General features: G+C 46.1%; 22 protein-coding genes. 14 read left to right on the top strand and 8 right to left on the bottom strand.

All coding sequences use genetic code 11. The features are described 5' to 3' along the window. Window positions 1-22: 22 nt before the first annotated feature. From V6M43_RS14160 to V6M43_RS14150, 3 genes are all read right to left on the bottom strand, one after another. Window positions 23-1,207, bottom strand: coding sequence for a hypothetical protein (locus V6M43_RS14160; RefSeq protein WP_332736335.1), 1,185 nt, complete (start codon window positions 1,205-1,207; stop codon window positions 23-25). Continuing rightward, window positions 1,113-1,910 carry an ABC transporter substrate-binding protein gene (locus V6M43_RS14155; protein WP_332736334.1) on the bottom strand — a complete coding sequence of 266 codons (798 nt, stop codon included), beginning with the start codon at window positions 1,908-1,910 and terminating at the stop codon, window positions 1,113-1,115. Before V6M43_RS14155 ends, V6M43_RS14160 begins: the two co-directional genes overlap by 95 nt. A 751-nt stretch (window positions 1,911-2,661) precedes the next feature. Further along, a complete protein-coding gene (locus V6M43_RS14150) occupies window positions 2,662-4,023 on the bottom strand; it encodes a pyridoxal-phosphate dependent enzyme (protein WP_039134567.1) in 1,362 nt (453 codons plus the stop codon). Window positions 4,024-4,069: 46 nt separating this feature from the next. Here V6M43_RS14150 and V6M43_RS14145 point away from each other — a divergent pair, with 46 nt between their 5' ends. From V6M43_RS14145 to V6M43_RS14125, 5 genes are all read left to right on the top strand, one after another. After that, on the top strand, window positions 4,070-4,714 hold the full coding sequence (locus V6M43_RS14145; protein WP_332736333.1) for an alpha/beta fold hydrolase: 645 nt from the start codon (window positions 4,070-4,072) through the stop codon (window positions 4,712-4,714). A gap of 78 nt (window positions 4,715-4,792) precedes the next feature. Then, window positions 4,793-7,039, top strand: a complete 2,247-nt coding sequence (locus V6M43_RS14140) for a Tex family protein (RefSeq protein WP_332736332.1) — start codon at window positions 4,793-4,795, stop codon at window positions 7,037-7,039. A gap of 219 nt (window positions 7,040-7,258) precedes the next feature. Then, window positions 7,259-7,471: a hypothetical protein gene (locus V6M43_RS14135; RefSeq protein ID WP_332736330.1), complete on the top strand. Its 213-nt coding sequence runs from the start codon at window positions 7,259-7,261 to the stop codon at window positions 7,469-7,471. A 27-nt stretch (window positions 7,472-7,498) separates the two neighbouring features. Then, on the top strand, window positions 7,499-8,353 hold the full coding sequence (locus V6M43_RS14130; RefSeq protein ID WP_332736328.1) for an aminotransferase class IV: 855 nt from the start codon (window positions 7,499-7,501) through the stop codon (window positions 8,351-8,353). Between the two features lie 40 nt (window positions 8,354-8,393). Then, window positions 8,394-9,725 carry a cryptochrome/photolyase family protein gene (locus tag V6M43_RS14125; RefSeq protein ID WP_332736326.1) on the top strand — a complete coding sequence of 444 codons (1,332 nt, stop codon included), beginning with the start codon at window positions 8,394-8,396 and terminating at the stop codon, window positions 9,723-9,725. Here V6M43_RS14125 and V6M43_RS14120 read toward each other — a convergent pair. After that, window positions 9,680-10,501 (bottom strand): 1,4-dihydroxy-6-naphthoate synthase, encoded by an 822-nt coding sequence (locus tag V6M43_RS14120; RefSeq protein WP_332736324.1) that lies wholly within the window; start codon window positions 10,499-10,501, stop codon window positions 9,680-9,682. The two genes, V6M43_RS14125 and V6M43_RS14120, sit on opposite strands and share 46 nt — an antisense overlap. Window positions 10,502-10,518: 17 nt before the next feature. Next, window positions 10,519-11,175, bottom strand: coding sequence for a futalosine hydrolase (gene mqnB, locus V6M43_RS14115; RefSeq protein ID WP_332736322.1), 657 nt, complete (start codon window positions 11,173-11,175; stop codon window positions 10,519-10,521). A 195-nt stretch (window positions 11,176-11,370) separates the two neighbouring features. On the opposite strand from mqnB, the gene V6M43_RS14110 reads away from it, so the two are divergent. From V6M43_RS14110 to fabD, 3 genes are all read left to right on the top strand, one after another. Beyond that, window positions 11,371-11,787 (top strand): 6-pyruvoyl trahydropterin synthase family protein, encoded by a 417-nt coding sequence (locus V6M43_RS14110; protein ID WP_332736320.1) that lies wholly within the window; start codon window positions 11,371-11,373, stop codon window positions 11,785-11,787. Window positions 11,788-11,825: 38 nt separating this feature from the next. After that, complete coding sequence (gene folE, locus V6M43_RS14105; protein WP_332736318.1) at window positions 11,826-12,422, top strand: GTP cyclohydrolase I FolE; 597 nt, start codon at window positions 11,826-11,828, stop codon at window positions 12,420-12,422. A gap of 90 nt (window positions 12,423-12,512) precedes the next feature. Next, window positions 12,513-13,403, top strand: coding sequence for an ACP S-malonyltransferase (gene fabD, locus V6M43_RS14100; protein WP_332736316.1), 891 nt, complete (start codon window positions 12,513-12,515; stop codon window positions 13,401-13,403). A 5-nt stretch (window positions 13,404-13,408) separates the two neighbouring features. Here the strand turns inward: fabD and V6M43_RS14095 are convergent, their stop codons facing one another. From V6M43_RS14095 to V6M43_RS14085, 3 genes are read right to left on the bottom strand one after another with little or no spacing between them, the layout of a single operon-like run. Continuing rightward, entirely contained in the window at window positions 13,409-13,858 is a 450-nt protein-coding gene (locus V6M43_RS14095) for a GNAT family N-acetyltransferase (protein ID WP_332736314.1), read from the bottom strand. Window positions 13,859-13,864: 6 nt separating this feature from the next. Continuing rightward, complete coding sequence (locus V6M43_RS14090; protein ID WP_332736312.1) at window positions 13,865-15,661, bottom strand: serine hydrolase; 1,797 nt, start codon at window positions 15,659-15,661, stop codon at window positions 13,865-13,867. Between the two features lie 27 nt (window positions 15,662-15,688). Then, window positions 15,689-16,915: a trans-sulfuration enzyme family protein gene (locus tag V6M43_RS14085; RefSeq protein ID WP_332736311.1), complete on the bottom strand. Its 1,227-nt coding sequence runs from the start codon at window positions 16,913-16,915 to the stop codon at window positions 15,689-15,691. Window positions 16,916-16,962: 47 nt separating this feature from the next. Here V6M43_RS14085 and V6M43_RS14080 point away from each other — a divergent pair, with 47 nt between their 5' ends. The 6 genes from V6M43_RS14080 to V6M43_RS14055 form a co-directional block, all read left to right on the top strand. Beyond that, window positions 16,963-17,451 carry a DinB family protein gene (locus V6M43_RS14080; protein WP_332736309.1) on the top strand — a complete coding sequence of 163 codons (489 nt, stop codon included), beginning with the start codon at window positions 16,963-16,965 and terminating at the stop codon, window positions 17,449-17,451. 57 nt (window positions 17,452-17,508) lie between these two features. Continuing rightward, entirely contained in the window at window positions 17,509-18,054 is a 546-nt protein-coding gene (locus V6M43_RS14075; protein WP_332736307.1) for a hypothetical protein, read from the top strand. Beyond that, on the top strand, window positions 18,051-19,097 hold the full coding sequence (locus V6M43_RS14070; RefSeq protein ID WP_332736305.1) for a nucleoid-associated protein: 1,047 nt from the start codon (window positions 18,051-18,053) through the stop codon (window positions 19,095-19,097). The genes V6M43_RS14075 and V6M43_RS14070 overlap by 4 nt, the downstream gene beginning before the upstream one ends. Window positions 19,098-19,111: 14 nt before the next feature. Then, the gene (locus V6M43_RS14065) at window positions 19,112-19,360 is read left to right on the top strand and encodes a hypothetical protein (protein WP_332736303.1); all 249 of its coding nucleotides are present in this window, start codon (window positions 19,112-19,114) and stop codon (window positions 19,358-19,360) included. Continuing rightward, complete coding sequence (locus V6M43_RS14060) at window positions 19,347-19,736, top strand: type II toxin-antitoxin system VapC family toxin (RefSeq protein WP_332736301.1); 390 nt, start codon at window positions 19,347-19,349, stop codon at window positions 19,734-19,736. The genes V6M43_RS14065 and V6M43_RS14060 overlap by 14 nt, the downstream gene beginning before the upstream one ends. 30 nt (window positions 19,737-19,766) lie before the next feature. Then, on the top strand, window positions 19,767-20,151 hold a 385-nt coding region (locus tag V6M43_RS14055; protein ID WP_332736299.1), incomplete at its 3' end, for a hypothetical protein.

Genomic DNA, 20,151 nt, shown 5'->3' with positions numbered 1-20,151 from the left:
GCGCTAATATACTGATAGTATTTCAATCAGCTATTTTCCCCTGTAACCGGGGAATCATCAAAAGGTTTTTCCGCAGGCAAACCTTCAGGTGTTCCTTTACCAGCCGGCCCATGGTATTGCTTCGCAAAAGTCCGGGGTGGAAATTATGGAACTCACTCAGCTCCCGCGCCAGCTGCATCGTTTTTTCTGGGGTGGATATGGTATCACGGATCATGATATCCAGCAGTTCTTTTACCCGGTATCGCGCAGAAGCCAGCCTGAAGGCGATCATGGTCCTTTCCTCCGTCTGGTATTGCTCAATAGAATCCTTGTTGAGGTATTTCAGGGTAACATCAACAAAGGGATTATTCTCCTTGAAATATTGCGGTAGATAAAGATTTTTCCGCCCCTCATATGATTGCTGGTCAAAATCAATTGCCCTTATACGGTACTGGTAATCTTCAATATCAGGCGTAATATCTATCACCCAGTTATAGCTGCGCATATCTCCCAGCAGCCTTACAAAACAACGCTCATTGAATTTGACGAATTCCTTTGCCAGCCTGATCTTATTGGTATCCGGACGTTCCAGGTAATTGGCAGAGAACAGGTCGCCTGGTATCCCTGGAATATGCTCCTCCACCAGCGTTTCCTTGCTTATCAGGAATTTGATCCGGTTGGGGGAGAGCAGGTGCTCCAGCTCTAGTCCATAGATCCGCGATGCATCCGCGATCTTGATATAATAGTGGTCGTAATTATCGTTGAACTTGTTCACGATGCGGATCCGGAATGGCTGCGAGTTACCAAAGCCACAGAAATCGATCCTCGCCACATCAAGATGCTTGCTGAAGGTCATATCACCCTCCGTCTTCAGGTTGGCATATATACCAATCAATCCCTCCCTGATATAATCCCATTCCCGCAGGTCATAGATAACCGTCTCCCAGGCAGTATCATTGCCTTCTTTGTCTTTAAGGGGGAGAGAATAAGTAAAGCGCTGAAGGTCGCGGTATTCAACCGGTAAGCGCACGCCACGACCATGCTGGTTGAGATACTCACGCAGCCGTTCATTCACCTTGAACATCGGCTTCTTCCTCGATGGCCGGTGATTCTCTCCACTGGGGATATTAGGGTCATAATACTGGATATACATTCTGACGGGAATATAATGAAAAATAGGCAGGGGCTTCCAGCAGCCGGCTTCCATACCAACTGAAATAACTTCCATCTACCAGCAGTATGCGGGTTTCAGGGAGCTCTGCCTGCAAGGCTTCCAGGTGCTTTTGCCGGAATGGATAAGGCTCGGAGGAAAGCAGTAAAAGCCGACACTCCTTTTCTTTCAATTCTTCTATTGTTATTTCGGGGTACCTGCTTGTTGCTTTGTAAATATTCATGAATCCGCACCTCTCCATCATATCACTGATAAAGGTATCACCACCCGCCGCCATCCAGGGATCTTTCCAGATCAGGTAGGCGGTTGCGGGCATAGGATCAACCGGAATTAACTGACTGAACCTTTCACTGATCAGCCTGGTCATTTCGAGTGCTGCCTCTGGCCGCCCTGTGATCTCTCCTAATGCGCCGATCATTTCAATGGCTGTAGGTAAAGTATATACATCACTTGTATATACCGGTACATGTTTGGATATCTCCTCTACATGCTCACGGATATTTTCTTCCTTATTGGCAATTACAAGATCGGGTTTAAGCGAAATGATCTTTCTGATGTCAGGATCCTTGGTGCCACCAATACGGGTTTTACCCTGGTGCCATATTTGGGGATGAATACAAAATCGTGTGATACCTACCACTTCATCGCTTAGCCCAAGGCTATAGAGCAACTCTGTTTGTGATGGTACCAGTGAAATAATTCGTTGGGGGATGGAATCTAGCTGGAGGCTGTTACCGGTTTGGTCGGTAATGGAAGTCATGCAAGTGTTTTGTCAAAAATACACCTGAAAGACCACTTTGGTCCTCCTGCCTTACAACTTGGACGAGAAGCAGGGCAGGAGGGTACCGGATTTTAAGTGGTTTTTAAGGACTTGGTCATGGTCTTCACCAGAACATTGGATCTCTGAAACCATACGTAATGAGATTTGGACGTTGGTTACTGTACAATGGTTTTAGGCCATGGTTTCAGGGGTTTCTTCGTTCGGCATTCATTAGGATCTTGGTGCTGATTTTTCTACGGTCTTTCTAAAGGATCTTGGTGCTGATTTTCTACGGTCTTTCTTTAGGATTTAGGATGGTGCTGATTTCTTTTTTCGGTTTTTAATTAGGATTCATGGATCTGATGCTGATTTCGGTTTTGGTCTTTCTAAGGATAAAAGAAAAAAAGGAAGTTGACTGATACTGGATTTTTGGTGAAACTGTTTTTCTAAGGATTTGGTCTTTGGAATTTCTGGATCTTGGATATTTTGTTGCTTTTCGTCAGGATATTGGAACGATTGAATGATCAATCAACTTCTGATACAAATGTAGTCGGCATAGTATTGGTAGGCAAGAGCGTCTTTGCTCGTTTTTAACAGTTCGGTATTTACTGCAATTTTCGTAAGCTTACAGCATTACCTACCGGGAGTATACGTAGTTTGGCTTCGTAGATCTACGTGAATCGAAGAAGCATAAAAAATCCGGATAACGCCAAAGCCTTATCCGGATTGAGTTTCATTGAAATAGACATCTTTACTTGCCCATGGCCTGTATAACGTCGTACTTGGTCACAATGTGGAAATTACCCGCTTCGTCCTTGCTTAACACTGCGCCATTTTCGCGATTTATCAGTGTACTTAACTTCTCAACCGGGGTCAGAAAGTCCACAATTGGAAAGGCCGCTTCCATCACCGATCCAACTTTTTCATGCTTGATATCAGGATTCGAAAAAACTTTCTGAAATAATCCGCCTTCACTGATAGATCCCACAAATCCATTGCCATTCAGCACTGGAATATGCTCGATATCATATTTACGCATAAGGTCCACCGCTTCGGCAACGGTATGCTCAGGGGCCAGACTTATCAACTTCTTATTCGTGCCCCTTCCGTTCACGATATCCTTAAATGTTTTTACATCAAGAAATCCTCTTTCCTGCATCCACTGGTCATTATAGATCTTGCCCACATAACGGCTGCCATGATCATGGAATATGCATACCACCACATCAGTTGGTTTAAGACGGTCTTTCAATTGCATCAATCCCTGTATACAGCTTCCTGCACTATATCCGCAGAATAATCCTTCTTCTTTTGCCAGCTTACGCGCCATGATAGCGCCATCTTTATCAGTGACCTGTTCAAAATGATCGATCACGCTCATATCATAATTCTGCGGTACGAAATCCTCCCCGAAACCCTCTGAAATATATGGATGCACTTCTCCCATATCCACTTCACCGGTGCGGAAATATTTTGTGAGCAATGATCCATAAACATCCACCGCCCAGATCTGTATATCGGGATTCATCTCCTTAAGGTATTGCGCTGTACCTGTTACCGTTCCACCGGTTCCTGCTGTACAAACAAGATGCGTGATGGTGCCATCGGTTTGTCGCCAGATCTCTGGCCCGGTTGTTTCATAATGCGCTAAACGGTTGGCCAGGTTATCATACTGGTTGAAATGATAGGAATTGGGGATCTCCCTCGCCAGCCTTTGCGCAACTGAATAATAGGAGCGCGGATCGTCGGGTTCAACATTTGTGGGACAAACAATCACCTCTGCACCAACAGCTTTAAGGATATCCATTTTTTCCTTACTCTGTTTATCGGTAGTGGTAAATATACATTTGTATCCCTTCACTACTGCAGCAAGTGCCAATCCCATCCCGGTATTGCCACTGGTGCATTCGATGATGGTTCCACCGGGTTTGATTTTGCCTTCTTTTTCGGCTACCTCCACCATTTTCAGCGCCATACGGTCTTTGATGGAGTTTCCCGGATTGAAATAATCTACCTTGGCGAGAATGGTGCCCGGCAGGTCTTTAGTAATTTTGTTCAGACGGATCAGCGGGGTATTGCCGATCGTTTCAAGTATATTGTTTTTTATATCCATAGCAAGCTTTATTGCGCGGTAAAGTTACAATTCTAGAAGGGAGCTTATGAAACTGTATTTTATTCCTGGTTTAGGTGCTGATAAAAGAGTGTTCCGGCATATCCATTTACCCGAAGGATATGAGATGGTGCATATCGACTGGATTCCACCACACCCAACTGAAAGCCTCCATGATTATGCCCTTCGATTGGCAGAAAAAATTGATATGAATGAAAACTGGGGACTGGTGGGATTATCTTTCGGCGGAATGCTGGCTGCGGAAATAAGTCGACTCTTCAAACCAAAACATACCATCCTGATTGCGAGTATTTCATCACCCGCACAATTACCTTTCTATTATAAAATTGTTGCACCGCTGAAAGTGCATAAGATACTGCCGATCTCCCTCTTCAAAAATGCATCCCTCGCCCGCCGCATCTTCACCACTGAAACGGATGAGGATAAAGCCCTGCTCAGAAAAATCATCAGCGAATCCGATCCTGCTTTTATCAGATGGGCATTGGGTGCCATCCTTAGTTGGAAAGCTACCGACTTGCCCGCCGATTACTATCATATTCATGGCTCAGGTGATCACCTGCTTCCTGTGCGTTATGTGAAACCTACGCATACCATACCCGGCGGTGGACACCTGATGGTGATGAACAGGTCGGAAGAAGTGAATGGATTGCTGGCGAGGATACTGGAGGGATAGGGGTGGAGGGATGGAGTGATGGAGGGATGGAACTTCCCCTTATATTTGCCGTCCGAAAAAATTGAAACAGTTACAAAAATGGAATCGAAATATATAGCGGTTATCGCAAAAAAACTTTCTCTTTCACTCAAGCAGGTCAACAATGTGTATGACCTGCAGGCCGAAGGGGCAACTGTGCCTTTTATGGCGCGATACAGAAAAGAAGCAACGGGCAACCTCGATGAAGTGGCCATCAACGATATCGTTGAAGAAGTAAAATATTATACTGAACTCCACAAAAGAAAAGATACTGTTCTCAAGACCATCGAGGGCCTCGGCAAACTGACCCCTGAATTGAAAAATCGTATCGAGGAATGCCTTGATGCTACCGCCCTGGAAGATATTTACCTTCCCTACAAACCCAAACGCAAGACCCGTGCAACACAGGCCATTGAAAAGGGATTGGAGCCCCTCGCCAAAATGATATTTGAACAGGGCACAATCGACTTGCAAAATGAAGCAGGCGCATTTCTGAGTGAGGATGTCAAAGAAATTAAAGATGCCCTGCAGGGTGCTCGCGATATCATTGCCGAATGGGTTGCAGAAAATGAACAGGCGCGTAATATTATCCGGAAACAATTCCAGGATGGAGCCATCCTCACATCAAAAGTGCTGAGCTCAAAAAAAGAAGAAACAGAAGCACAGAAATACCGCGATTATTTTGAGTTCAATGAAGCCCTGGCTAAATGTCCATCTCATCGCATACTCGCCATCCGCCGCGGTGAAAAGGAAGGATTCCTTATCATGGATATCAATATCGATAAGGCAACCGGTGTCGACTCACTGGAAAGGATATTCGTAAAGAATAATACTGCTGCTGCTTCTGAAGTGAAAACTGCCATTACCGATAGTTTCGACCGGCTGCTAAAACCTTCTATCGAAAATGAGTTCCGCATGAACAGCAAGACCTCTGCTGATGAAGAGGCCATCCATGTATTTGCGGAAAACCTGCGCCAGCTACTGCTGGCATCACCGCTTGGATCAAAAAGGGTGATGGCACTTGATCCCGGTTTCCGTACCGGATGTAAACTGGTTTGCCTTGATGCACAGGGTGCACTTGTGTATAACACTGCCATATACCCGCACCCGCCGCAGAACGACTGGCAGGGCAGCATCGCCACGATCCGTCAACTCGTAGATCGATATGATATAGAAGCTATTGGAATTGGAAATGGAACCGCCGGACGTGAAACAGAAACATTGGTAAGAAGTATAGATTTTGGAAAGCCGGTGAGTGTGTTCCAGGTGAATGAAAGCGGTGCATCTATTTATTCGGCCTCGGATGTTGCGCGCGAAGAATTTCCCGACCAGGATGTTACCGTGCGCGGTGCCGTCAGCATAGGCAGGAGACTTCTTGATCCCCTGAGTGAACTGGTTAAGATTGATGCGAAATCAATAGGCGTGGGACAATACCAGCATGATGTTAACCAGACCCGTTTAAAAGAGAGTCTCGACCGCGTTGTAGAAAGTTGTGTGAACCATGTTGGTGTAGACCTCAATACTGCCAGCAAACACCTGCTCACTTATGTATCTGGATTGAGTGCAACACTTGCAAAAAATATTGTTGAGTACAGAACAAAAAATGGTGCTTTCAATTCAAGGGATGAAGTGAAAAAGGTGAGCCTGATGGGCCCCAAAACCTATGAGCAGTGCGCGGGCTTCCTGCGCATCCGCGATGCCTCCAATCCGCTCGACAATAGTGCTGTTCACCCCGAGAGTTATCATGTGGTGGAAGCAATGGCAAAAGATCTCGGATGCTCGGTTACCGATCTTATTAAACAGGCTGAACTAAGAAAGCAGATCAACCGGAAAAAATATATATCAGAATCGATCGGCGAATTCACGATAGAAGATATTCTTCGCGAACTCGAGAAGCCGGGCCGTGATCCCCGTGCCCCCATCGAGGAATTTCGTTTTGATGACACCATTAAAACAATTGAAGATGTGAAGCAGGGAATGGTGGTTCCCGGCGTTGTAACCAATATTACCAAGTTCGGCGTGTTTGTGGATATTGGCGTAAAGCAGGATGGATTGGTGCATGTTTCCCAACTAAGCAATACCTATGTGAGTGATCCCTCCACAGTGGTGAAGCTCCAGCAAAAAGTAACCGTTACCGTCACCGAGGTGGATGTTGCCCGCAAGCGGATCGGCCTCTCCATGAAAGAGCATTCCCGCACCGCGGCCGCCCCCGCTGCACCAAAGCCGGCTGCTCCCAAGGCGCCGAAAGCCGCCCCGGCCAATGAATTCCAGTCCAAGCTGATGGAACTGAAGAAGAAGTTCAAATAATTCCATTACCCATTCCATTACCCATCTGACGCCTGTCAGGACAGGCGTCAGATGGGTATGCCTCAGGTTCAGGCAACTTGCATGAACCCTGTCTGACTTATGTCATGACAGGCGTCAGACGGGTAATCCCGGGAGGGGGAAAATACGGGGGTGCCACGTTCCTTTTCCGGGTATGCGGGTGTGCAGCGCCGCTGTACTTTTGGGTCTCAACCTTTTACTATGAATCTGTTCAAATACCTGCCGCTAATGGTGATCAAATCGCTCAAAGCGCAGAATAGCGGCTTTTCTGTACCAGAATATCAGGACACAAGCTATAACCTCACCGCGCAGTTATATCCCATCATCCCCCTGCTGCTGCTCCTGCTGCTGTTTGCAACGTTTTCAGTTGTAGCCTTTATGCTGCATAAACAAAAGCAATCAAAAACAATGTAAGTTTATACCTGTTAAAAGGTATAAACAATGTCGCAGTTGCTTTTCCAGGATGGTCAGTTTTATCGCGATGATAAAATGGTGGTAGGGGCATCCAGTCGGGCCCTGCGTTATGGTGACGGACTCTTCGAAACAATGAAGGTGAACCGCGATACCATCCAGCTCGGCGATTATCACATGCAACGATTGTTTGATGCCCTTCACCTGCTGGAGTTTGAGCTGCCCTCACATATCAACCCATCTTATTTCCTGGATCGCATCCTGCAATTGGTACATCGCAACGGCCATGGAAAACTCGCTCGGATAAGGCTTATGGTCTTCCGCGGCAACGGCGGACTCTATGACCCCGAAAATCATTATCCCCACCACATCATCCAAAGCTGGAGCCTCCCCGAAGCCAATCATCACTGGAATGAAAATGGACTGGTAATTGGTATCCACGATAAGGCAAGAAAATCGATGGATATCCTCGCCAACAGCAAAACCAATAATTACCTTCCTTATATTATGGGTGCCCTGGAAGCGAAAAATCAAAAATGGAATGATGCGCTCATCCTAAATAATGCAGGAAGGATTTCCGATAGCACCATCGCAAACGTTTTTCTGGTGTCGGGAAATAAGATCACAACCCCAGCACTCGAAGAAGGTTGCGTGGCGGGCATAATGCGCCGTTATCTTCTGGAAAAATTAAAAGCCAATAACAGGGATGTACAGGAAATTGCCATCCTACCCGCCGATCTCGAAAATGCCGATGAAGTTTTCCTGACCAACTCAACCTATGGCATCCGGTGGGTAAAATCGATCGGTAACAAAAATTATACTGCTAACCTCTCCCTCGAATTATACCACCTCTTCATCAAACCACTTTTCGGGATAACAGAATGAACCAACTGCACCATGCTTTGTTGTAAACAACAAAACAGCTATGCATAAAGAGCCCCTCGCAATAATGTGGTTTCGCCGCGACCTCCGGCTCTCCGATAATGCAGCCTTATACCATTCCCTTAAATCGGGACTTCCCGTTCTCCCCATCTTTATTTTTGATCGCAACATCCTCGACGACCTCGAAGAGAAGGCCGATGCCCGCGTAAGCTTTATCCACCGTGCACTCAGTGATATGCAGGAGCAACTCCTGGCAATGGGTTCCACTATGGATGTCCGTTACGGATCTCCCACACAGGTGTTTAAAGACCTGCTTCAACAATATTCCATCCAGTCCGTTTTCACCAACCACGACTATGAACAATATGCCCTCGACCGTGATGCAGAAATTGAAGCCCTTTTAAAGGAAGCAGGAGCCAGCTTTCATCACTACAAAGACCAGGTGATCTTTGAAAAAAATGAAGTGATCAAAGATGATGGTCGTCCATATACTGTTTTCACTCCCTACAGCAAACGATGGAAAGCAACCCTTAAAGAATTCTACCTGCGCTCGTATCCAACACATGAATATGAAGACGCCTTTTACAAGCAGAAACAAATACCCCTGCCAACGCTTGAATCAATGGGATTTCAACCCGTAAACATTGATTTCCCTCCAACGGAAGTAAATGAAACCCTGGTGAGAAAATATACGGAGCAGCGAAACTTCCCCGGCATCAGGAGCACATCGAGGTTGGGAGTTCATCTTCGTTTTGGCACCATCAGTATCCGCGAACTTGCGCGGAAAGTTCAACCCCTCAATGAAACATTTTTCAATGAACTCATCTGGCGCGATTTCTACCACATGATCCTCCATCATTTCCCACATGTGAGCAGGGGCAGGGCTTTCAGGGCGGAGTATGATCTCATCCAATGGCGTAATAATGAAAAAGAATTTGCACACTGGTGTAATGGTACAACGGGATATCCTATCGTGGATGCAGGAATGCGCGAACTCAATGCAACAGGTTTCATGCACAACCGCGTGAGAATGATCGTTGCCTCTTTTTTAACCAAGCACCTGCTGATCGACTGGCGTTGGGGCGAAGCCTATTTTGCCAAAAAACTACTCGATTATGATTTCGCGGCCAATAATGGGGGATGGCAGTGGGCGGCAGGAAGCGGTTGCGATGCAGCGCCATATTTCAGGATTTTCAATCCATATCTGCAGACAGAAAAATTTGACCCCAAGGGCGTCTATATCAGGAAGTGGATCCCTGAATTTGATAGTCTCGAATACCCCTCGCCGATAGTGGATCACGATGTTGCCAGAAAACGTTGCCTGCAGGTTTATTCTGCCGCGCTTAAGCCGGGAGCTGAAATATCGGACTCATAAACCTCAAGTAACTGAGCAACCGCCTTATTGCCCGCATCACCTAACCCCAGCGAATAATTATTCACGTAAAGATTTATATGCTGCCGCATCACCTCCTCACTCATTTCCTGTGAATGATCCCTGATAAAATCAGATAGCTGCGGATACTGCTTCCAGTTATATTCAATACTTGTTGTGATCAATCTCTCCATTTGCAACGCAACCTCTTCATCAATGCTTTTTTTAATGACAATCCCACCCAGCGGAATGGGACAATGCAGCTTTGCCTCCCAATTTTCACCCAGATCCATTATTTTATGTAACCCCTTCTGCTGGTAGGTAAACCTGTTCTCATGAATGATAACACCCGCATCAACCCTTCCATCTAACACCGCCTGTTCAATTTCATGAAACACCATGAACTCCTTATTCATCGCCGCCGGAAACGCAAGTGAAAAGAGTAGATTCGCCGTGGTATGCCGCCCCGGAATCGCAATCTTCAAGCCATTGATCTCATCCAGCGGAATAGGCTTGCGCGATATCAACAGCGGTCCCACACCTGTTCCAAGCGCCCCACCTGATTGCAGCAACCGGTATTGATCCATCACCAGCGGCAGTACACCATAACTGATTTTAGTGCAGTCCAGTTTCCCCTCCAGGGCCCATTCATTCAGCGTCTGCACATCTTCCATATACAACCTGAACGAAAAAGGATTTGCATCCAGCTTTCCATTCACTAGCGCATCAAAGATGAAGGTGTCATTGGGACAGGGAGAAAATCCTAAACTGAGTTCCATAAAAAATAAATAAGATCCTACAATGATTCCAGTAGCCTGATCAGCTCTTTATTGAGATTATTTATCGCAAGCGGAATATTCCATTTCTTTTTATTTCTTTCTCCTACATAATTGGATACAGCCCTCACCTGCAAAAAACTGATATGCTCCATGATACAAACATAATGCAGCGAAGCGCCCTCCATTGATTCAAGATCCGCCTTATACCGCGATACATAATGCGCCGCCCTTTTTTTGCTTGTCGTTACCTCGTTCACCGTGATCCCGTTTGCTTTTTTCAGTCGAGTCCTCTTGATCAATTCAGTATAGGGATTTGGCAGCACGCCTTTCTTATAAGGTATCTCATTTGCCAGCGCCAGTTTCATATCGAAAACATCCAGGAAACCATTTTTCTCCTGCACACCCTGGTCGGCCAACGCATCCTGCCTGATCGCAAAAACAGATCCCAGTTTTATGGAATCATCAAATGCGCCGGCCACACCTGCCTGTATCACCAGGTCGGGTCGCTTATGCTGCAGGTAGCGCGTGATGCCATAAGTTGCCGCATTGCTGCCCACCCCGGTGATCAGAATATCCACATCAAAATCGATATGGTTCAGCTTATCCGTTGTACTGAGATGGTCGGTAAAGGGATTGATTTCCATGGGAGTAGACGCTACCAGCAAACAATGCATAAATGATCAGTTTGGGGCAAATGTCGTAAATCCCACCAAATCAGGCAGATATTGTAATTTCGCTTTATCTGTTGCCATTTTTTTTGGATTAGCGAACAAACCGGCGACAGTCCTGTTAAACTTTGTACTATAAAACGCTAAACAACTTGGACGGCAGACTTCCGTTTCAGTTGCGGAGAGCGGTAATAATAATATATGGGAAATAAAGTAGCCGTTTTCCGGAAGGAACATTTTAATGCAGCACACAGACTCTACCATGCGGGTTGGGACGAAGCCAGGAACCTGGAGATGTTCGGTAAATGCAGTTACCCCAATTACCATGGACATAACTATAACCTCGAGGTTAAAGTGACGGGTATTCCGGATGCAGATACCGGTTATGTGATGGATATGAAACATCTCTCAGACCTCATTCATTCTGTTATCATAGAACGCTTCGATCATAAGAACCTCAATCTCGATACGGTTGAATTCAGTAAGCTGAATCCTACTGCTGAAAACATCGCGATTGTTATCTATGATCTGCTGCGACCGCATATTGATGCACAGCACGACCTGATGATAAGGCTCTATGAAACAGAAAGGAATTTTGTTGAGTATCCTGCTTCTTAAAATATTGGCTGATCATATTTAATTATAAAACAAGGAAGATGGCATATCATAAGGTTGAACAATACGAGGACAAGATCACGTCGGGACTGATCGAGAATTACCGCGAATCACTCGAACTCTTAGGAGAAAATCCTGACAGGGAGGGATTACAAAAAACGCCGGAACGCGTTGCCAAGGCCATGCAGTATCTCACCCAGGGATATGGAATGGATGCGAAAGCAATTCTTGAATCGGCAAAATTTCATGAAGATGTTAGTGAGATGATCATCGTGAAGGATATAGAACTTTTCAGCATGTGCGAACACCATATGCTTCCCTTCTTTGGCAAGGCCCATATTGCGTATATCCCTAACGGCTATATCACCGGCCTCAGCAAGATCGCCCGCGTGGTGGATGTTTACAGCCGGCGCTTACAGGTGCAGGAAAGACTCACCCAGCAAATTCTTACCGCTATCAAAGAATCTCTCAATCCCATAGGCGTTGCCGTGGTAATTGAAGCGAAGCACCTGTGCATGATGATGAGGGGCGTGCAGAAGCAGAACTCCGTTACCACCACCTCCGCATTCTGGGGTGAATTTGAGAAGAATGAAACAAGAAGTGAGTTCACCAAACTGATCTCCTCAAGGCTGAGTTAGTACTTCTTAATAACTAAATCCGAAATGGTTTGGCAGTTCCGTTGTTGTGCTGCCAAACTTTTTTATTTTTGCCGACTAACAAGGACAATTATGAAGCATGCTTTTGTTTTTCCCGGTCAGGGTTCCCAGTTCCCGGGGATGGGAAAAGAGCATTATGAGAACAGTGCATTTGCAAAGAAAATATTTGAACAGGCTAACGAACTTCTTTCTTTTCGGATCTCTGATATAATGTTTAACGGTACCGAAGATGAACTACGCCAGACCAATGTAACGCAGCCCGCTGTTTTCCTTCATTCGGTTATTGCTTACCGGGGTATAGGCCATGCAAAACCCGATATGGTTGCAGGCCATTCACTGGGTGAATTCTCCGCACTCGTTGCCAATGGCACCCTAACTTTTGAAGACGCCCTCAAACTGGTTTCCCTTCGCGCCATAGCCATGCAGAAAGCCTGCGATATACAACCTTCTACCATGGCAGCAGTTCTTGCCCTCGCCGATGAAAAAGTGGAAGAGGTTTGTCGCCAGGTGCAGGAAGAAACGGGTGAAATTGTTGTACCCGCCAATTATAATTGTCCCGGCCAGCTGGTCATCAGCGGATCGGTTAAAGGTATTGATATCGCATGTGAACGAATGAAAGCTGCAGGTGCCAAAAGAGCCCTGGTGCTGCCTGTTGGCGGCGCTTTCCATTCCCCCCTCATGGCCCCCGCAAAAGAAGAACTCAAAGCGGCTATTGAAGCCACCAAATTCCAGCAGCCTTCCTGTGCCGTTTACCAGAATGCGGTTGCCCGCGCCGTTCTCGATAAAGATGAGATCAAACATAACCTTATCGAACAACTTACAGGTGCCGTTCGGTGGACGCAATCTGTTCAATCGATGATTGCCGATGGTGCTTCCACCTTCACGGAATCTGGACCTGGTAAAGTTTTACAGGGACTGATCCTGAAAATCGATAAGAATGTATCGGTTGATGGTGTTAGTTAGTCTGATCAATTTATTTCCATCGAGCAATTGATCCACTCGGCATCAAAATGAGCCCCGTATTTTTTGTAAAAATTGATAGCGGGCTCATTCCATTCCAGCACCTGCCACACAATTCCATTGAAGCCTTTAAGCTTTGCTTCTTCAATGAGCTTGTCGAACAGTAGCTTTCCCAGTCCGCGTCCACGCATGGCCTCGGTTACGAGTATATCTTCCAGGTACATACGCTGCCCCTTCCATGTGCTGTAACGGATATAGTAAAGCGCAAAGCCCTGCACTATGTTATCTTCTTCTGCCACAAAGGCCCACCACACCGGGTTTTCTCCAAATCCACTCTCCGTAAAATGCTCAAGGCTAACCGTCACTTCCTGCGGCGCTTTTTCATAGGTTGCCAGTTCTTTTATCAGCTCAAGTAAACGCGCACAATCTGCGGCTGTGGCATTGCGGATCTTTATCATTGGTATTTATTTCTTTGGTGCCTTGAAAACGCCATTCGGCTGGATGGCATTCATACTGGTTACTTCACCCTTATCATTCAGATCAAACTGGATATTAAATCCTTCCAGCGCCTTGATCTTGAACAGATCTTTTTTAACCGGGATAAGCTCGTAATCTGGTTGCCCCGGCACTAAAAGCATCAGCGTATTTTCTCCCCGCAGGTAAACCTTTGCAAGGATCCCCGGCAATTGATATTCCCCTAAATATTTCTGCAGCTCCGCCTTCGAAATTTCCATCGCCGGCGCCTCCCTCCTGAATACAATTTCCTTCACGCCCTGTTCCAATGCAACATCAAAGGATTCTATTTCACCACCATAATTGGTATTGAACTTGATCCTTGTAGCATTATCATCAGGGTTCTCCATGTCACGAACCTTATACACATCAAAATGATAATGTTCAAGATAACTGGTCTGCTTGCCACCTGAATTATAATCGAGCCATAATGTATCTCTTTCAAGTTTCACAGTCGCCGTTCCATAACCCGGATTTTCATATTTACCTGCATAGTCCGCCTTTGCATGAAGGGCTTTGGCATTGGGCTTCCGAAGCAGACTGTCACTATTGGTTTTCTTCGTTGCAGCAGCAGCGGCCCTGCCTTTTGCACGGGCATCAAGTTGCAACTGGTTCCAGTTTCTGTTAGGTAACTTCAGCATCCTGTCGGCAATATAATTCCGCACCAGCGCCGTTACATTTCCATTGCTCGATACCACAAATATTCCAATGCTATCAGTTGGAAAAAAGCCCGTACTGGTGATAAAGCCATCTATCCCTCCACCATGCTCAACGCGGTAATGGCCGCGGTAAGAACTGAGGAACCAACCTAGTCCATATGCCTCCATATGTATATCGGGATGTAATGCCGGTGGCAGCCCGCCTCCATCCAATGCCATCTGCTGTGAAATGGCCTGCGATACATAGCCGGCTGGAATAATTTCCTTGCCCTTGTACTTGCCTCCATTGATCCAGGTGATCAGCCATTTGGCCATATCATTGGCAGAGCTGTTGATAGAACCTGCCGGACCAATCGCATCTATATTCCGGTATGGTATAACCGAAATAATAGAATCCTTTTTTACGGTGAAAGCAGGGGAGCGGTCGGCCGACTTCTCCATATCCTTAACTGAAAAATTGGTAGTGCTCATTTCAAGTGGCTGCAAAATACGCTCACGTATATTCTGCTCCCAGCTTATGCCGGTAAGCTTTTCTGCTACCATACCCTGCGCCAGGAACATGAAATTATTATACTGGAATGACTGCCTTAATTCCTTACTCGGCTCCTGGTATTTTATCCTTTTTAGTAATTCCATCCTGCTGGCCGACGATCCATACCAACTCATATCATGCCTTGGCAGTCCCGTGCGGTGCGTCATCATATCCCGCAGTGTAACATGGTTGTTCAGGTACTCATTGTGAAATCCTAATTCAGGAAGGTATAGCGTAGCGGGCTTGTCGAGATCCAGCTTGCCTTCTTTTTCCAGCATCCCCAGCAGGGAGGCTGTGAAGGCTTTGGTGCAGGATCCTATGGCAAAGAGCGTATTGCCGGTTACCGGTAATTTTTTCTCCAGATCACGAAATCCAAAACCTCCTGCATATACTACCTTATTCTTCTCTACAACGGCAATGCTCACCCCAGGAGCATACCAGTCCTTCAATATTCGCTTCACCAAAGTGTCGAGTCCTTTTAAGCGGGGATCAGTTGTGCTCTGCGCAAACAATCCTGTGCCGATAAGGCAAAGAATTGCCGTCATGATTTTTTTCATATCAATGGTTTTGGTTTGGTTCTTTTATCACTGAAGTGCATTATCAAGGTCCGCGATAATGTCCTCGATATTTTCAATGCCCACACTCATCCTTATCAGTCCATCCGTAATGCCATATTTTTCTCTTTCTGCTTTTGGGATGCCCGCGTGCGACATAGACGCAGGGTGGGAGATAAGCGTATCAACTGTTCCCAGTGAAACAGCCCTTGTACAGATCTGCAGCCGGTTGATAAATCTTTTGCCTGCTTCTACGCCTCCCTTCACTTCAAAGCTCAGCATACCGCCTGGGTGCTTCATTTGTTTCATGGCGACAGTATGGTCGGGGTGGGATGGCAACCCTGTATACAACACCTGCTCAATGGCGGCGTGATTATCCAGGTGTTGCGCTACCGCCATGGCATTGCTGCAGTGCCGCTCCATCCGCAGCTCCAGCGTGCGCATGCCCTGCGTTAGCATGAAGGCATCGAAAGGATTGGAATTGCCGCCCAGCAATACATACCATTTCCAGACCCGGCTATTCATTTTTTCAAGATCCTTTCCCAATAGAACACCACCAATGGCTGTGCCATGACCATTCAGGAATTTAGTGGTGGAATGAAAAACATAATCCACATCATAACGGAAAGGCTGTTGCAGGTAAGGTGTGGCAAATGTATTGTCAACGGTCACCAATAGTTGATGTTGCTTTGCGATGCCAGATATCATTTCAAGGTCAACACATTGCAGTGTTGGATTGGCCGGCGTTTCTATATGAACAAGCTTTATCGCTTTATCTGCTTTGATGGCAGCCGCGGCCAGTTCAGGGTCACGCAGGTCGGTGATAACTGTTTCGATATTATTTTCAGCAAGCACTTTGGTGAGCAACTCCTGGGTGCCACCATACAAAGAATAATGGGTCAACACCTTATCGCCCGCCGACAAATTACTCAGAAACATGGTTGCCATGGCCGCCTGTCCGCTTGCATGTAGCAGTGCCTTAAGCTGCAATGGTTTGCCATCAGCTCCGGTGATGCCATGCGCTTCCAGGGCCGCTATCTTTTGCTCCGCAACTTTAAAAGATGGATTGCCCCACCGGCTATAGATCCTCGTCTTATCCTCACCAGCAAATCTTTCCATGCCCTGTTCTGCCGTATCGAAATAAAAAGTCGAGCTCGCATAGATCGGGGTGAGGTGGGCATAATTGGGATCGGGTTCATTTCCGCCATGTACCGCTACCGTTCCTTTGCCTTTCAGTTGAATATCTTTGTTGACCATTGCGCTGGGTTCTTTAATTTAGTGTTCGCCAAATTTAATCGAAATCAATGAAGCAGCTCCTCCAGGATTACGCAACTTACCACCATTGGGCCAATCAATTGCTGGGACAAAAAATAGCAGAACAGGATTCCGCACTCTGGACCCGCGAAATTCCCGGCAGTTTTCCTTCACTCCATAAAACGCTTACTCATATATGGGATGCCGACAGAGCCTGGTGGAACCGCCTGAAGAAGGAGCCCGATACCGGACCCTTCCCTGCTTTTGAAGGAGATATCGCCGAAGCCCTTGGCCAACTGCTGGTGCAGAATGAGCAACTGATCAAATGGATCGCCGACCAGGAAGAATCACAGTTAAATGCTACCCTCAAATATGTGAACTGGAAAGGCATTCCCTTCGAACAACCCCTCGCACATGTATTATTGCACATCTTCAGTCATGGTAGCTACCACCGCGGTCAACTGGTCAATATGCTTCGGGCACTGGGGGTGGAAAATATCCCCCAGACCGACTTCATCGTATGGGCAAGGATGAAATAGATTTTCACATGGCGCCCCGGCCTACCTTATCAAATAATTTCGTAAATTAACCCTCATATGAAGCGCCAGTTTGTGGGATGGATGACGATGTTGGTGGGCCTGGTACTCACGCAAAAAGCCAGCGGACAGCGGTTCGACTGGCGTTCGAGAATTGATGAGGTGGTGCATCTTGCCGATAGCCTCTCCCTGCTTTCACAGCAAACTTTCCATATCAATAAGTTCACCAAGAATGATCGCTCCGTCAGGGAAACATGGCATTATACATTGCATAATGGTCGCGTTATAATTTTTGAAGTTCATTATTTTGTTGACTCCACTGAATATATCGAAGTGTATTATCTCGACCGCGATCATGTTGTTTGCATGGAGCAGTATGCCATTCTGAATCCACACCTCGATGATGATCGGATACTCTGGGGAGAAGTGGGATTTTTCCAGGGCGATGCGCGTCGCCAATATGTTACCATGGGCAATCCCGATCATGAGACGGGTACCATGAGTGAGTGGAATGCACTGAACCGTTTTAAAGGCCGCTACCGCGAGCTCCTCGCCAACCGCCCCTTACTGGAAAAAGATCGCAAAGGCCCTATCTTTGGCCCATGACCGGAATTGATGCTGTTATTCTCGAGAAAGCAATTGTACATAAAGTAGGTAATCCAACCAGGGGAGAAGAGTTAAAGATCTCCGCCAATCCCCTCACTTTAAATGATGATATCGTAAGAGCACTTCTTACCCGATATTTCCTCAATCCCTTTAATGAAAATGAGCACTATCATTTTACGCATATCAGTGATATTGCCATGAATGAGGTCTACCATTATGTTGTCAATATTTTTGAAGACAGCAGCAACTTTCACCGCGAATCCGTTTTCCTTGCACAACTACTTTATAATAAATCGACCCATGCGCGGGTTAAGGAAGGTGAGCTCTACGTGGTATTGTTCGACAAGATTCCTTTTGAAGGTGAGCTGGTTCGTGCTGTTGGCATATTTAAATCGGAGACCAAGGATACCTATCTCAAAGTATTCCAGCATGGCCAGGGATATGAAGTGGCTGCCGAAGATGGCATCAATATCAATAAGCTCGACAAGGGTTGCCTTGTATTCCGCACCAACCAGGCCGATGGCTTCAAGGTTTGCATCATCGATAATACCAACAAACAGCAGGACGCACAATACTGGGTGAATGATTTTCTGCAGGTGAAGCCCTTTGCCGATAGTTATCATCATACCAACCAGGCGCTGGGCCTCTGCAAGCTCTTCATTGAAAAAGAGTATGCTGAAAAATTTGATGTCTCAAAATCTGACCAGATAGATCTGCTGAATAAATCGATGGACTATTTCAAAACCCGCGACCAGTTCAACCTGAATGAATTTGCCGAAGAGGTGATCCACCATCCGGAAGTGGTAGATACCTTCATGAACTATAAACGCAATTTCGAAAGCAACCGCAATTACGCCATAGATGAATCATTCGATATCAATCTTGCAGCAGTAAAGAAGCAGGCCAAAGTATTTAAGAGCATCCTCAAGCTCGATAAGAACTTTCACATCTACATCCACGGTCGCCGCGACCTCATTGAGCGCGGCTACGACGAACAAACCGGCCAGAAGTTTTATAAGCTGTATTATGAGGAGGAAAACTGATAAAAAGAGTAAATTTGAGAATTAATAAGATGGTTATGTTTGGAGAAGCAAAAAAACTATACCTCATTGAGGAAATATTAAAGATCGAAAATGATGCGGTTCTGGCAGAGGTAGAAACCGTAATAGCTAAAAGTAAACTGCATGCTGTAGGTCGTAAAAGTTTTACTTCATTTGCCGAAATGTGGACCAAAGAAGAAGCTGATGAACTGGAAAAAAATATAGAAGAAGGATGTGAGCAAATTCATTCCGATGACTGGAAGTAAATGTCTGCTTGATACCAGCGTTATTATACACGCGTTTCGAGAGAATAATGCTGTCTCAATAAAGTTGGATGCTATTGCAGAAGTATATGTACCGTTAATAGTAATAGGTGAATTATTTTACGGAGCGTATAAATCGACTGATCCTGTTAAGCATATTGAAAGAATACAAATTTTTTTAAGTAACTGTATCATTTTATATCCGGATGGTGCCACGGCAGACATGTATGGTAGCATCAAAGCTGCTTTGATGAAAAAGGGTAAACCTATACCTGAAAATGATATCTGGATAGCCGCCATGGCGCTACAATATAATCTCCGGCTTTTTACTACCGACAAACATTTTGCTGAAGTGGAGACTCTTTCATTGTTTGGTTGATAGATTACATTATTTATTTTACCCAACATTATGCATGTCCGCTGGAAACAATCAGGAAGCGGTAAAACCATTACCACCACCACCAACTATATGGGGGGGATGGTCTTCGAGTCACGCACCACTTCACCAATCGATGCCAACCAGCCCGACTATACCCACCTGCTGCAGTTCATTGCCCATGAAGAGGGCAGGGTACGCTTCACCCCTTTGAGCGGGGCGGTACCGGCCAGGTTTAGTTATGATTACTTCCTGAAAGACCACCTCGGCAATACCCGGATGGTACTGACCGAGGAGGCCAGCTCAGAGACCTATCCGGCATTGAGTTTTGAAGGAGCGGCCGGCTCGGTAGAGCTGCAGAACCAGGACCGCTACTGGGAGAACAAGGCAGGGCAGTCCATCAATGTAGCGGGGGTAC

Source organism: Flavihumibacter sp. (genome assembly GCF_036676075.1).
GTDB lineage: Bacteria > Bacteroidota > Bacteroidia > Chitinophagales > Chitinophagaceae > Flavihumibacter.
This window is presented reverse-complemented; position numbering and strand designations above follow the sequence as displayed.

Excerpts from the sequence above, each read along its gene's own strand:
- V6M43_RS14160 (WP_332736335.1), bottom strand. The coding sequence starts at position 1,207 with ATGGAAGTTATTTCAGTTGGTATGGAAGCCGGCTGCTGGAAGCCCCTG.
- V6M43_RS14155 (WP_332736334.1), bottom strand. The coding sequence starts at position 1,910 with ATGACTTCCATTACCGACCAAACCGGTAACAGCCTCCAGCTAGATTCC.
- V6M43_RS14150 (WP_039134567.1), bottom strand. The coding sequence starts at position 4,023 with ATGGATATAAAAAACAATATACTTGAAACGATCGGCAATACCCCGCTG.
- V6M43_RS14145 (WP_332736333.1), top strand. The coding sequence starts at position 4,070 with ATGAAACTGTATTTTATTCCTGGTTTAGGTGCTGATAAAAGAGTGTTC.
- V6M43_RS14140 (WP_332736332.1), top strand. The coding sequence starts at position 4,793 with ATGGAATCGAAATATATAGCGGTTATCGCAAAAAAACTTTCTCTTTCA.
- V6M43_RS14135 (WP_332736330.1), top strand. The coding sequence starts at position 7,259 with ATGAATCTGTTCAAATACCTGCCGCTAATGGTGATCAAATCGCTCAAA.
- V6M43_RS14130 (WP_332736328.1), top strand. The coding sequence starts at position 7,499 with ATGTCGCAGTTGCTTTTCCAGGATGGTCAGTTTTATCGCGATGATAAA.
- V6M43_RS14125 (WP_332736326.1), top strand. The coding sequence starts at position 8,394 with ATGCATAAAGAGCCCCTCGCAATAATGTGGTTTCGCCGCGACCTCCGG.
- V6M43_RS14120 (WP_332736324.1), bottom strand. The coding sequence starts at position 10,501 with ATGGAACTCAGTTTAGGATTTTCTCCCTGTCCCAATGACACCTTCATC.
- mqnB (WP_332736322.1), bottom strand. The coding sequence starts at position 11,175 with ATGCATTGTTTGCTGGTAGCGTCTACTCCCATGGAAATCAATCCCTTT.
- V6M43_RS14110 (WP_332736320.1), top strand. The coding sequence starts at position 11,371 with ATGGGAAATAAAGTAGCCGTTTTCCGGAAGGAACATTTTAATGCAGCA.
- folE (WP_332736318.1), top strand. The coding sequence starts at position 11,826 with ATGGCATATCATAAGGTTGAACAATACGAGGACAAGATCACGTCGGGA.
- fabD (WP_332736316.1), top strand. The coding sequence starts at position 12,513 with ATGAAGCATGCTTTTGTTTTTCCCGGTCAGGGTTCCCAGTTCCCGGGG.
- V6M43_RS14095 (WP_332736314.1), bottom strand. The coding sequence starts at position 13,858 with ATGATAAAGATCCGCAATGCCACAGCCGCAGATTGTGCGCGTTTACTT.
- V6M43_RS14090 (WP_332736312.1), bottom strand. The coding sequence starts at position 15,661 with ATGAAAAAAATCATGACGGCAATTCTTTGCCTTATCGGCACAGGATTG.
- V6M43_RS14085 (WP_332736311.1), bottom strand. The coding sequence starts at position 16,915 with ATGGTCAACAAAGATATTCAACTGAAAGGCAAAGGAACGGTAGCGGTA.
- V6M43_RS14080 (WP_332736309.1), top strand. The coding sequence starts at position 16,963 with ATGAAGCAGCTCCTCCAGGATTACGCAACTTACCACCATTGGGCCAAT.
- V6M43_RS14075 (WP_332736307.1), top strand. The coding sequence starts at position 17,509 with ATGAAGCGCCAGTTTGTGGGATGGATGACGATGTTGGTGGGCCTGGTA.
- V6M43_RS14070 (WP_332736305.1), top strand. The coding sequence starts at position 18,051 with ATGACCGGAATTGATGCTGTTATTCTCGAGAAAGCAATTGTACATAAA.
- V6M43_RS14060 (WP_332736301.1), top strand. The coding sequence starts at position 19,347 with ATGACTGGAAGTAAATGTCTGCTTGATACCAGCGTTATTATACACGCG.